The sequence below is a fragment of the Leptotrichia sp. oral taxon 417 genome (assembly GCF_013394865.1).
Classification (GTDB): domain Bacteria; phylum Fusobacteriota; class Fusobacteriia; order Fusobacteriales; family Leptotrichiaceae; genus Leptotrichia; species Leptotrichia wadei_A.
Map to the genome: position 1 here is coordinate 1149315 of NZ_JABXYV010000001.1, position 13135 is coordinate 1162449.

The window sequence follows — 13135 nt, forward strand, 5'->3', positions numbered from 1 at the left end:
AAAAATTAAGGGGTGGGATAAATGAAATATAGATTAAAAATTACAGATGAGGAAAGTAAAAAGGAAATAAATGTAAGTGAAGATGAGATTATCGAAGTGAAATACAAAATTGGGCTTGCAGAAGATACGAATCTGGCAAATAGCAGAAGTACGGTGGAAATGGAAATAACTGGAAAAATTATTTCAAATTTGGAAAATGCTGGAAATAACTTGAATTCTGAAAATAAAAGTGTGAATGATGACTTGTATGAAAGAAATAAAAAAAATATAATAGACTTAGTGGAATGGGCTGAATCATATCTTCAAAAGAGTGATTATCGAAATTTGGAAATGTTTGTTGATTTGGGATCAAATAAAAAAATGGATCTGAAGTTTACAAATATGTTTGTATATAATTTTTTACAGGAAATGAGCATTGAAAAGGGAATTGGAATTTTTAAATTGAAATTAAGACAAAAATTCCATCAAAAAAATAAACTTGATATAAAATAATACTTATAATGAAAATTTTGTGGTATAATAAAAATGTGGATATTTTTTAAAATAAATAATGAGAAATTCAAATATAGGGAGTGAGTTTTATGAATAGAAATGTTTTTATTACTGGTGCTACAAGTGGAATTGGAAAGGAAACTGCTTATGCATTTGCTAAAAATGGAGATAATGTAATTTTGTGTGCCAGAAATTTGGACAAATTGAAGGAGATTAAGGCAGATATTGACAGGAAATATGGCACTAATGCATACATTTTTGTGCTTGATGTCACAAAGTATAATGATGTTGTGAAATTTACTAAAAAAATACTGGAAGATGTGAAGAAAATTGATGTACTTATAAATAATGCGGGACTTGCTCTAGGGCTGGACAAGTTTCAAGATTATGACATTACAGATATTGAACAGATGATAAATACAAATGTGAAGGGACTATTGTATGTTACAAGACAGATTTTACCTAGCATGGTTGCAAATGATGAAGGGCATATTATAAATATTGGATCGACTGCTGGAATTTATGCTTATGCAGGGGCTGCTGTGTATTGTGCTACAAAATCTGCTGTAAAAGTGTTGAGTGATGGGATTAGGATTGATACGATTGATAAAAATATAAAAGTTACAACTGTTCAGCCTGGAATTGTGGAAACTAATTTTAGCAATGTGAGATTTCATGGGAATATGGAACAGGCTAAAAAGGTTTATGAAGGAGTTGAGGCACTAAAGCCTGAAGACATTGCAAATACAATACTTTATATTGCAAATCAGCCAAAACACGTGCAAATTTCAGATATTACAATAATGGCTACAAATCAGGCGACTGGATTTAATATTTATAGAAAAAAATAATTTGACAAATTAGTGAAAATATAGTAAACTAATTAAGATGTACGCGTAAAATTGGTGGCTAATACCAATAATAGCGATAAATTATTTGGAGGTGAACATAAATGTTTGCAGTAATTAAAACAGGTGGAAAACAGTATAAAGTAGAAGTTGGAACTGTATTAAAAGTTGAAAAATTAGCAGCTGATGTTGATTCAGACATCGAAATTAATGAAGTTCTATTAGTTGGAGAAGGAGATAACGTAAAAGTTGGAACTCCAGTTGTGGAAGGAGCTAAAGTTGTAGCTACAGTTAAATCACACGGAAAAGCTGATAAAAAAATTAACTTTAAATATAACAAAAAAACTTACTACAGAAAAAAAGGACACAGACAATCATTTACAGCAATTGAAATTAAATCAATTAATGCATAATTGAGATAATATTAAAATTGTAAAATTAACTTTTAAAATGTGAAAGATGTTGTGGTTTGAATGATAAAAATAGAAATTCAAAGACAGAATGGTAAAATAACATATTTTGAAATAAAGGGACATGCAGATTTTTCAGGATATGGAGATGATATAATTTGTGCAGCTGTTTCATCGGTGGGACAAATGACAATTAATGGGCTTATTGAAACTTTAAAACTTCAAAAAAAGTTGGAATATGTTGAGAAAGATGGGCTTATTACTTGTGATTTGAAGGATTCTGAATTAACTGATGATGAAATGGAAAAAGCGGATATTTTGATTGAATCAATGTATTCATATTTGAAGGCGGTTGCAAGAAGTTATAGTGAGTTTGTGAAACTTGAAGAGAAGATAGAAAATAAATAATAAAAAATGCCAGATTCACAAAAGTAAAGTTTGAAAAAAACTATGAATTAAAAACATAAAGAAAAAATCAAGGAGGTTGGAAAATGTTATTAAAATTAAACTTACAGTTATTTGCCTCAAAAAAAGGACAAGGATCAACTAGAAATGGTAGAGATTCTAATCCTAAATATTTAGGAGTAAAAAAATATGATGGGGAAGCTGTAAAAGCTGGAAACATCATTGTAAGACAAAGAGGAAGTAAATTTTATGCTGGGACTAATGCAAAATTAGGGAAAGATTATACTTTATTCGCATTAACTGATGGATATGTAAAATTTGAAAAATTTGGAAATGGTAAAAAGAGAGTAAGTATTTATCCTGAAAGAGCAGAAGCATAATAAAATAAAAAATAATATATTTTGTAAAATACTGTCTTAGAAATAGGATGGTATTTTTTTATCATATCATATCTATTTTCTTTTGGTGTAAAATTAAATATAAATAATTGTAGAAGTTATAAAGATTAGATGTTGATAATATTTATAATTACAAGATATTTTAGATTAGTGAAAACAAAAATAAAAAAAGAAAAGAGGACAGTTAAGTTGAAGAGAGCAGTTATATTGGATACGAGTGCGATTATGTATAGAAGCCATTTTGCACTGATGGGGATGAGAAATAGCAGCGGAATGTCTACTGGAGCTACATTTGGGTTTATTAATACTCTGGAAAGTGTAATTAGGGAGTTTAGGCCAGATTATCTGGTGGCTTGCCTGGATGTGAAAAGGGATGAGCTGGAGAGAACTGAAGAACTGGAAACTTATAAGGCGCATAGGGAAAGTATGCCAGAAGAGCTTGTTATGCAGATTGATACTATTATGAAGGTTTTGGATGGGTATAGGATTCCAAAATACAAGAAGGCTGGACAGGAAGCGGATGATGTGATTGCTACATTTGCTACCAAATTTTCTAATGATGCTGATGAGCAAATTGAGGTTTTTATAATAACTGGGGATAAGGACTTGGCACAGCTTGTGGATGGAAAAATTAATATTGCCTTGCTTGGAAAAGGGGATAAAAATTCTGCGTTTAAGCATATAAGGACTGATGAAGATGTGGTTGAATATTTGGGAGTTACACCTGATAAGATTCCTGACTTGTTTGGACTTATGGGAGATAAGTCGGATGGGATTCCAGGAGTTGCTGGAATTGGACCTAAAAATGGAGTGAAACTTATTACAGCTTATGGCAATTTGGAAGGAATTTATGAAAATATTGATGAGATCAAGGGAAAACAGAAGGAAAAATTGCTGACTGATAGGGAAAATGCCTTTATGAGCCGGGAACTTGCAACTGTGAAAAGAGGGCTTGATGTTGAATATGACAAGAATAAATTGAAATTTGAGGAAAAGGATTTTGATAGTCTTTTAAAATTGTACGAAGAGCTGGATTTTAAGAGATTTTCTAAAGCGATACAGGAAGAAAGGGAAAAATTGCAAAGTGAAGGTCAAGAGGGGCTTACAGAGGAAGAGAAGGAAATTTTAGAAAAAAATAAAAAATTAAATGAAGAGAAACTGGAAAAAGAGAGACTAGAGCAGGAAAAGGAAAATGAAGAAATTAAAAGGCAGGAATTGGAGTATGATAGGGAAAATCCAATTTTTGATGGAATTTCACATTTTTATGAGCAGGTTGAATATGAACATAATTCAGAAATGGATAAAAAAATGGATGAGATTCAAAAATTAAAAGGGAAATTGATTGCAGAATATGAAGACCAGAAGAAAAAAGCTGAAGAAAACGTGATGGAAAGTCAAAAAAGTGAAAAAACTAAAAAAGTTAAAGAGGAAAAGGTTTATTTTGAGAGAAATTACGGAAAAGTTGTGAGCTGGAATGAGGCTTATTCTGTGATTGAAAAAATGGATAAAAAAGTGGCGATTTTTGAAAATATGCTTGGAATCTCCATTTGTGATGAAAAGACAAATATTGTGCTTTTAGATAGTGAACTTCAGGATATTTTGCAAAATGGGGATCAAGAAAATGTAGAATCTGGAGCACAAATTAATTTATTTGCTTTAAGTAATAATGCTGATGAGAAGAAAAATAATAAAAAAAATGTTGAAAATATTTATAAATTATTGAGTGAAAAAGAAATTATCGCCTATAATGTGAAAGAATATATGAAAAGTGGAGAAAGTGAGTATTTTGGCTATTCTGTTGGCGGAAAAACTTATGTGATAAATAATAACAGGTTTGGAATAAAATGTACTGAATATTTTGATATTTTGCTTGCAAGATATGTTCTGGGAACGGAAAGTTTGCAGGAAATTGAGGAAATAATTCTAGATGAATTTGGAGTGGAGATTGCTACTTTTGAGGAAAAATTTAAGAAAGAGAGAAGAAAAAAGAATTTTAGCGATGTTTCAGATGATGTGATTTGTGAATTTTTGTCAAAGAGAACATTTTTTATTTATAAATTGGAGACAATTTTAAAAAATAGATTGCAGAATGAGCAATTTCTGAATATTTTTGATAAATTGGAAAGTCGGTTAATACCAGTATTGGCACAGATGGAGGAAACTGGGATAAAGATTGATAAAAAGTATTTTGGAGAATTTCAAAATGAGCTGGAAGAAAAGATAAATATGCTTCAAAATGAGATTTATAAACTTGCTGGTGAAGAATTTAATATTGATTCGCCACAGCAGCTGGGGGAAGTTTTGTTTGAAAAATTGCAGATTCCATCGGGGAAAAAGACAAAAACTGGATATTCGACAAATGTGGAAGTTCTGGAAATGATTGCTAACAACGGGGAATTGGCAGAAGATAAGCGGATAATTGGGAAAAAATTGCTGGAATACAGGGCTTATAAGAAATTGTTGTCTACTTATATTGAGCCAATTCCAAAACTGGCGGATAAAGAGGACAGAATTCATACGACTTTTAACCAGAATGGAACGTCAACTGGGCGGCTTTCTTCGGCAAATCCAAATTTACAGAATATTCCTGTGAGAACAGATGATGGAATCAGGATTCGTACAGGTTTTGTCGCAAAGGAAGGGCATAGCTTGATTTCATTTGACTATTCTCAAATTGAACTGAGAGTTTTGGCTGAATTGTCGAAGGATAAGCATTTGGTGCAGGCTTATCAGGATGATCAGGATTTACATAGCTTGACGGCTAGAAAAATATTTTTTAAAACAGAAGAAGATGAAATTTCAAGAAATGAAAGAAGCATCGCAAAAGTAATTAACTTTAGTATTCTTTATGGGAAAACTCCGTTTGGACTGTCTAAGGAACTGGGAATTACGGTTCAGGAGGCTTCACAATATATCAGGACATATTTTGAGGAGTATCCAAGAGTTAGAAAATTTTTGGAAATTGTGACAGAAACGGCTAAGCTTCATGGATTTGTGGAAACTTTTTATGGAACGAGAAGATATATTAGCGGAATTAATGCGAAAAATAAAAATATTCAGGCACAGGCTGTGAGAATGGCAGTAAATACAGTTGTTCAGGGAACAGCTGCAAATATTATAAAGAAAGTTATGATTGAACTTTTTGAAGAGTTTAAAAATGATGGAAATATTAAAATGCTGCTCCAAGTTCATGATGAACTGATTTTTGAAGTACGTGATGAAGTTGCTAAGGAATATATGGAAAAAATTGAAAAAATTATGGAAAATACAGTCAAGTTTAAGAAAGTTCCGTTGAAGGCTAATGGCAGTTTAGCTAAAAATTGGGGATCATTAAAATAAAAATAAGTTTTATATATGAAATGTATATATACAATATATTTGACTAATTTTTAAAAAATTGCTAGAATAGGTTATTAAAGGACACAGGATGTCGAAAAATTAAAATATAGGAGGTATCAGTATGGATACAGCAAGTGTAGTTTTTATTTTATTTTCATCAGCATTAGTGCTTTTTATGACGCCGGGACTGGCATTCTTTTACGGAGGTCTGGGTCGAAGAAAAAATGTCATTAATACGATGATGATGGTTATTATTCCAATTGCTATTGCAGTTGTGATGTGGTTTTTAGTAGGTTATTCCCTAGCATTTTCTGGAAATGGAAAATTTATAGGAAATTTTGGAAATGTTTTATTCCGTGGAGTCAGTGAAACAGCAAGTACAAAAGGATATAAAATTCCAGATGCAGTTTTTGCATTATTTCAAATGATGTTTTCAATAATTACAGTAAGTATTGCAACAGGTGCCGTGACTGGGAGAATAAAGTTTGCGCCGTTTTTAGTTTTTGCTCCAATTTGGCTAATATTTGTTTATTATCCTTTGGCTCACATGGTCTGGGGTGGAGGACTTCTTGCAAAAATGGGAGCATTAGATTTTGCTGGGGGAGATGTCGTTCATATTTCATCAGGAGTGTCTGGACTTGTTTTAGCGACAATTATTGGAAAAAGAAGAGAATTTACAAGAACCGAGTATCGTCCGCATAATGTGCCTTTTGTACTGCTTGGAACAGGAATTTTGGCATTCGGATGGCTAGGATTTAATGCAGGTTCAGCTCTTGAAGCAAATAGTACAGCGATTCACGCTTTTATTACGACAATGCTATCACTTGCTGCGGCAACATGCTCTTGGGTAATTATTGAAAAGTTAAGTAACGGAACTCCTACATTAGTTGGAACTTCAACTGGTTTAGTTGCAGGACTTGTGGCAATTACGCCAGGTGCAGGTTATGTTTCCTACGGCTCAGCAATTTTAATGGGATTGCTAGTCAGTCCAATTTGCTATTTTGCAATTTCAAGTTTAAAACATAAATTGCAGTATGATGATGCATTAGATGCTTTCGGCTGTCACGGTGTTGGTGGAATTTTTGGAGGAATTGCGACAGCGATTTTTACAACGCCAAGTTTAACACCAGAAAAGGGAAATTTTGGACTTTTATACGGCGGAACTCATTTATTTGGTGCAACAATTGCTGCCATACTGATAACAGCTATTTGGGCAGGAGCTTTTACATTTGTGATAATAAAAGTTATCGGAATATTTTTACCACTTAGAGCTACAGATAGAGAAGAAGCTGTGGGAATGGATGACAGTGAACATAAAGAAACTGCTTACCCAACATTTATGGGACTAGATTCTTAATTTAAGGAGAAAAATTATGAAAAAAATAGAAGTTATAATTCGTTCTGATAAGTTAGAAGATTTAAAAGATGCATTGACAAAAGCCAAAGTCAGAGGAATGACAGTAAGCCAAGTTTTAGGACACGGAAATCAAAAAGGTTACACAGAAAGTTTTCGTGGGCAAAAGATTACACCGACATTGCTTGCTAAATTAAAAATCGAAATAATTACTCAAGATGCTAATGTTGAAAAATTAGTTGATATTATAATAGATGCCGTTTACACTGGAGAAGTTGGAGATGGAAAAATATTTATTTTGCCAATAGATGATGTGATTAGAATTAGAACGAGAGAGAGAGGAAAAGACGCATTGTAATATAAATAAAAAAATTAAAGGAGTTAGCTTGAATATGAACTAACTTCTTTTTTTATTTTTTTAATTAAAAAACTTAAATAAATTTAAATAAAGTTCAATTAATGAAAAAATTGTGATATAATTTTCAAATAATAAAATTTATTTAATTTATAGAAAAACCACTTTAAAGTTTAAAGTTGAACTCAAAAACTATGACTATTTTATCCAAAATCTAAATTTATATAATTTTTAACATTTTATTTTTAAATAAGTTTGAGTACAATAAAAATTAAAAAAATAATAAATAATAGAATAGAATAAAATAGAACGGAAAGAAGATAGAGAAAAATGATTAATACAGAAAAATATCTAAAAGGACTAAAAGCTGGAATTGGAATGGGAATTGCATATATTCCGTTTGGTCTGACAGTTGGGCTGATTGCTAAAAATAACGGAATGTATACGATTGTCACGGCAGCTATGTCATTTGGAATTTATGCTGGCGGCTCGGAAGCAATGCTTTTGAAAATGGTTTATGTGCAACATTCTACAGCAATTGAAGTTATAATTTCAGTACTTATGATAAATTTGAGATATTTGCTTTTAAATTTATTGATTTTCAGGCAATTAAAAAATGGAACTAAATTATTTGAAAAAATACTGGTTGGAGTTGGACTTACTGATGAAACGATAACTTATGCGATTATAAAGGAAGAAAATTCACCTTGGTATATTATTGGACTAAATACAATTCCGTATTTATGCTATGCTGGAAGTTCTGTTCTAGGTTCACTTTTTGGAAATATGATACCTGAAGTTTTCCGTGCAAGCCTAAGTTTTATTTTATATTCGATATATTTTAGTTTGCTTGTAATGTCGCTGCAAAAATTGCCAAAATTCTTTGAAGTCGTAATTTATGTAATTGCCGCAAAACTAGCATTTATGTATTTGCCAATTTTAAATAAGGTAAGCAGCGGATGGGCGATGATTTTAATTATGATAGGTTCAAGTTTAATTTATGCGATAAGACATAGAAAGGATGAGATAAAAGAAAATGAATAATTTAGAAGTTTTTAAAGTAATTGTCATTTCAGCGTTGGTAACGGTAGCTTTAAGATTGCTGCCACTGTTTGTGAAGATTCCGAAAAATCCAATAATGAATAAATTTTTTGAAGCATTGCCATATTCAGTACTAGCACTTATGGTTTTTCCAGATATTTTTACTTCGGGCGGTACAGTTCCTTATGACATTGTAAAAATATTGATTGGAATGGGTGTCGTTGCTTTTTTGTCACTGAAAAAATTTGGACTTGGAATTATTGTTTCGATGTCGCTTGTTATGATATTTTTATTTGATTTGGTGAAGATTTATTTGTAAAAAATTCATTTGGGAGATTAGTGATTTCTCAGATGTTTATAATTGTGTAAATGCCATTGTAATAATTTTATTAAACATATTTATAAAAAATATAAAAAAATAAAAAATAATGCTTTGGATAACGGGAATATTATTTTCTTAAAAAAATCAGGATAATATACAAAATAATTTTTTTAAATTTTTTATTGAAAAAGGAATAAATATTAGGTATAATAATACTATAATAATTTAAATATAAGGAGGATATGAACAAAAATTAAAGTTCATAAAGAATATGGAAGATTTAGAAAAAACTAGAAAAATAATAAAAACATCGTTTTTTGTGGCAGTAGTTGTGATTACAGTGCTTCTTGTATTTCCGCATGATATGCAGCCTCACGAATGGGAAATTTATGCAAGCAGTTATTTTGTGACTACTCTTGGACTTACAGTTGTGGGTGCGGCTATTGGAATATTATTTGGAATGTTTTTAGCATTTTTAAAATTTCAGAAAACTGGAAATGAAGTTTTTAATATGATAAAAGATGCAGTTATTGATGAATATGTCGATATAATGCGTGGAACTCCAATGATGTTGCAATTATTGACACTTTCCTTTGTAATAGTGATTTTTAATAATTATTGGGTAGCTGCAATTGCTCTTGGACTTAATAGTGCAGCTTATGTTGAGGAAACAATCCGTTCAGGAATTGAAAGTATTGACAAAGGTCAGATGGAGGCTGCGAGAGCTACAGGAATGCCTTATAGAATGGCAATGAATGAAATTATAATGCCTCAAGCTGTAAAAAATATTTTACCTGCTCTTGTAAATGAATTTATAAATTTATTTAAGGAAACTTCTATTGTAGGTTATATTAGCGTTATGGATGTTACAATGAACAGTAAAAGTTTGCAGGCTGCCTATTATAGTATAAAACCTATATTATTTACAGGTGTAGTTTATTATGTAAGCGTAAAATTATTCTCGTTTATTGGGAAACGATTGGAGATGAAGTTAAAGGAAAATGATTAGTTTTAATAAAAAGTGCAGAGAGCCGGAAGGAATTAGTGGCGGGGAAAAAGATAAGGAAATGATTAGAATAAAGGATTTAAAGAAAAAATATGGAAATTTGGAAGTTCTAAAAGGAATTAGCACGGTAGTAAAAGAAGGAGAAGTAATTTCTGTTATCGGGCCGTCTGGAAGCGGGAAGTCAACTTTCTTACGTTGTATAAATAGGCTTGAAGAGCCAACTTCTGGAGAAATTAGAATAAATGGAAAAAATATTTTGGAGCGTGGAGCGGATATAAATAAAATTCGTGAAGAAGTCGGAATGGTATTTCAGCATTTCAACTTGTATCCACATAAAACAGTATTGGAAAATATTACTTTAGGTCCAATTAAATTGAGAAAAGTATCAAAGCCGGAGGCTGAGAAATTGGCAATGGAATTGCTTGAGAAAGTTGGGCTTGCTGATAAAAGGGATGTTTATCCAAATAAATTGTCTGGAGGGCAAAAACAAAGGGTGGCTATAGCTAGGGCCTTGGCTATGAATCCAAAGATAATTTTGTTTGATGAGCCAACTTCGGCACTTGATCCTGAAATGATAGGGGAAGTTCTGGAAGTTATGAAGGAACTTGCACATGCAGGAATGACAATGATAGTGGTGACACATGAAATGGGATTTGCAAAAAATGTGGCTAATAGAGTGTTTTTTATGGATGGAGGATATATTTTGGAGGATGCAAAACCTTCTGAATTATTTGAAAATCCGAAAACTGAAAGGGCAAAGGAATTTTTAGACAAAGTGTTAAATCATTAATTAGAAACGGCTTAATAAATAATAGAAAGGTAATACAATATGAAAAAAATATTAATAATAGTTACAATGATAATTTTTGGAATTTTATCTTGTGGAAATAAGAATAGTGCTGATAAAGGAGCAAAAAAACTTGTGGTAGGAACAGATGGAGTATTTCCTCCGTTTGGGTATATTGAAAAGGGAGAGCTTGTTGGATTTGATATTGATTTGATAAAACAAATCGGGAAGGATTTGGGATATGAAATTGAAATGAAGGTTCAGCCGTTTGATGCTCTTATTCCGTCATTAAAGGCTGGGAAATTAGATGCGATTATCTCTGGAATGAGTGCAACTGAAGAACGTAAAAAATCAGTTGATTTTACAGATGAATATTACAAGTCAACACAAATGTTTCTTAAAAAGAAGGGAAATAACCAACTCACTTCAAAGGAAAGTCTGGCTGGTAAAAAAATTGGAGTTCAGTTAGGAACAATTCAAGAGCTGGAAGCTAGAAAAATAAAAAATGCAAATGTTGTGACAAATGATGCAACTGTTAATTTGATATTGGATTTGAAAAATGGGAAAACTGATGCAGTAATTCTGGAAAATATTGTTGCAAAGGAATTTATTAAAAAAAATCCTGATATAGAAGTTTTTTATGAAGAAAAATTGCCTTATGGTATGGCGATTGCTTTTAATAAGGGAAAAAATACAGAAATTATAAAGAAAATAAATGAAGACTTGAAAAAGTTAAAGGAAAACGGGAAATATGATGAATTAGTTAAAAAATATGGTTTGGAAACAGGAAAAAATTAAAAAATTAAAGAAAGTGAGGAAAAAATATGAAAAAAATATTTTTAGTGTTGACATTGTTAATTTTTGGAGTTATGTCATGTGGAAAAAAAGATAATGGAGAAAAAAAATTAAGAGTTGGATTAAATGCAGTCTTTGCTCCGTTTGAATATGTTGAAAATGGTAAAATAACAGGATTTGATGTCGATATGATTAATGAAATTGGGAAAAATCTTGGATATAAAATTGAAATTATAGATCAGTCGTTTGATGGGCTTATTCCGTCATTAAAGGCAGGAAAAATTGATATTATTGTTTCTGGAATGAGTTCGACTGAACAAAGAAAAAAATCGGTTGATTTTACAGATGATTATTTTATTTCTAAAGAAACTTATTTGAGAAGAAAAGGCGACAAATCAGTTACTCCAAATAGTTTGAGCGGTAAAAAAATTGGAGTGCAATTGGGGACAATTCAAGAAATTGAAGCCAGAACTATTAAAGGGGCTACAGTTGTACCGAATGAAAGTACTGTAAATATAATTTTAGATTTAAAGGCAGGAAAAATTGATGCAATTATTTTGGAAAAGGCAGTTGCTACTGAATATATGAAGAAAAATCCTGAAATGGAAATTTTTGATGAAAAACCTGCTTCAATTGGAATGGCAATGGCTATTGATAAAGGAAAAAATCCAGAATTGATAAAACAAATTAATGCTGAATTGAAAAAAATGAGAGAAAATGGAAAATATGATGAATTAATTAAGAAATATGGTTTGGAAAATAGTCAAAAATAAGGTATTTGATTGAAAAAGGAGGAGGAATAATTATGAAAAAACCAACATTAGTTGCAGTTTCTTCAATGGTGGCAATGACTGTACCTCTAGCCTCTGAAAAAATAACTACTTCTGAAATGCGAAAGGATATAATTAGACCAAATGTGGCGGATATACAGCACGATGTGAAGGATATTCCTACATTAGATACGCCAAATCCTGAAAAAACAGTGCCAGGAGCGGTTTCATCTAAAGATAATCCTGACTTAATAACAGTTGAATTGAATCAGAATAGGACAGGAACACAGATTTCCAAGGATTCTTCGTCATCTCAAAATTCTGAAAATATGCAACAGAAACCTGAAGAACTATCAACGGTTTCACAAAATGCTGTTCAGCCAGAAACTTTTGAAATTCAAAAGGAGCCAATAAGCAATCCAGAAAGAGTGAAAATGTCGAGTTCAGAAATTATATCTTTAAGTTCAGATGAATTAAGTTTTCATAAAAATAGCATTGATCTGAAAAAGGAGGCTTATCCAATATTACGTGATGTAAAGGATTATATTGAAAAAAATGATTTTCTTGTGTCAATTATTGGATATACTGACACGAGCGGAATGGCTTCATATAATAAACGGCTTTCACGTAGAAGGGCTGAAGTTGTTAGTTCAAAATTAATAGAATTGGGACTTTCAAAGGATAGAGTAGTTGGAATAATAGGACGTGGAGAAAATAATCCAGCTGAAAATAATGATACAGGTGAAGGAAGAGGAAAAAATCGCCGAGTTGAATTTAGGTTTGTAAAAAAAGGACAAGTGTAACAACTGTCCT

Annotated in this window: 15 protein-coding genes; all 15 read left to right on the top strand. The window is 31.4% G+C overall.

Translation table 11 applies throughout. From position 1 onward, the window contains the following. The first annotated feature begins 21 nt into the window (after positions 1 to 21). The 15 genes from HW276_RS05450 (at position 22) to HW276_RS05520 (ending at position 13125) form a co-directional block, all read left to right on the top strand. Positions 22 to 492 carry a hypothetical protein gene (locus HW276_RS05450; protein ID WP_178937708.1) on the top strand — a complete coding sequence of 157 codons (471 nt, stop codon included), beginning with the start codon at positions 22 to 24 and terminating at the stop codon, positions 490 to 492. A gap of 89 nt (positions 493 to 581) precedes the next feature. Next, a complete protein-coding gene (locus HW276_RS05455) occupies positions 582 to 1343 on the top strand; it encodes an SDR family NAD(P)-dependent oxidoreductase (protein WP_178937709.1) in 762 nt (253 codons plus the stop codon). A gap of 101 nt (positions 1344 to 1444) precedes the next feature. Next, positions 1445 to 1753: a 50S ribosomal protein L21 gene (gene rplU / locus HW276_RS05460; RefSeq protein ID WP_147003519.1), complete on the top strand. Its 309-nt coding sequence runs from the start codon at positions 1445 to 1447 to the stop codon at positions 1751 to 1753. A gap of 60 nt (positions 1754 to 1813) precedes the next feature. Beyond that, positions 1814 to 2158, top strand: coding sequence for a ribosomal-processing cysteine protease Prp (locus HW276_RS05465; RefSeq protein ID WP_178937710.1), 345 nt, complete (start codon positions 1814 to 1816; stop codon positions 2156 to 2158). Between the two features lie 83 nt (positions 2159 to 2241). Further along, positions 2242 to 2535 (top strand): 50S ribosomal protein L27, encoded by a 294-nt coding sequence (gene rpmA / locus HW276_RS05470; RefSeq protein WP_147003521.1) that lies wholly within the window; start codon positions 2242 to 2244, stop codon positions 2533 to 2535. A gap of 207 nt (positions 2536 to 2742) precedes the next feature. After that, entirely contained in the window at positions 2743 to 5892 is a 3150-nt protein-coding gene (gene polA / locus HW276_RS05475) for a DNA polymerase I (protein WP_178937711.1), read from the top strand. Positions 5893 to 6013: 121 nt separating this feature from the next. After that, positions 6014 to 7249 carry an ammonium transporter gene (locus HW276_RS05480; protein ID WP_178937712.1) on the top strand — a complete coding sequence of 412 codons (1236 nt, stop codon included), beginning with the start codon at positions 6014 to 6016 and terminating at the stop codon, positions 7247 to 7249. Positions 7250 to 7265: 16 nt separating this feature from the next. Then, positions 7266 to 7604, top strand: coding sequence for a P-II family nitrogen regulator (locus HW276_RS05485; protein ID WP_147003524.1), 339 nt, complete (start codon positions 7266 to 7268; stop codon positions 7602 to 7604). 327 nt (positions 7605 to 7931) lie between these two features. Further along, positions 7932 to 8645, top strand: a complete 714-nt coding sequence (locus HW276_RS05490; protein WP_178937713.1) for an AzlC family ABC transporter permease — start codon at positions 7932 to 7934, stop codon at positions 8643 to 8645. Further along, positions 8638 to 8961 (top strand): AzlD domain-containing protein, encoded by a 324-nt coding sequence (locus tag HW276_RS05495; RefSeq protein ID WP_178937714.1) that lies wholly within the window; start codon positions 8638 to 8640, stop codon positions 8959 to 8961. Before HW276_RS05490 ends, HW276_RS05495 begins: the two co-directional genes overlap by 8 nt. 274 nt (positions 8962 to 9235) lie before the next feature. Further along, entirely contained in the window at positions 9236 to 9973 is a 738-nt protein-coding gene (locus tag HW276_RS05500) for an amino acid ABC transporter permease (RefSeq protein ID WP_147003527.1), read from the top strand. A gap of 58 nt (positions 9974 to 10031) precedes the next feature. Continuing rightward, positions 10032 to 10760, top strand: coding sequence for an amino acid ABC transporter ATP-binding protein (locus tag HW276_RS05505; protein ID WP_178938528.1), 729 nt, complete (start codon positions 10032 to 10034; stop codon positions 10758 to 10760). Between the two features lie 39 nt (positions 10761 to 10799). Further along, the gene (locus HW276_RS05510; RefSeq protein WP_178937715.1) at positions 10800 to 11555 is read left to right on the top strand and encodes a basic amino acid ABC transporter substrate-binding protein; all 756 of its coding nucleotides are present in this window, start codon (positions 10800 to 10802) and stop codon (positions 11553 to 11555) included. A gap of 26 nt (positions 11556 to 11581) precedes the next feature. Then, positions 11582 to 12325, top strand: coding sequence for a basic amino acid ABC transporter substrate-binding protein (locus HW276_RS05515; RefSeq protein ID WP_178937716.1), 744 nt, complete (start codon positions 11582 to 11584; stop codon positions 12323 to 12325). A gap of 32 nt (positions 12326 to 12357) precedes the next feature. Beyond that, entirely contained in the window at positions 12358 to 13125 is a 768-nt protein-coding gene (locus HW276_RS05520; RefSeq protein WP_178937717.1) for an OmpA family protein, read from the top strand. Positions 13126 to 13135: the final 10 nt, after the last annotated feature.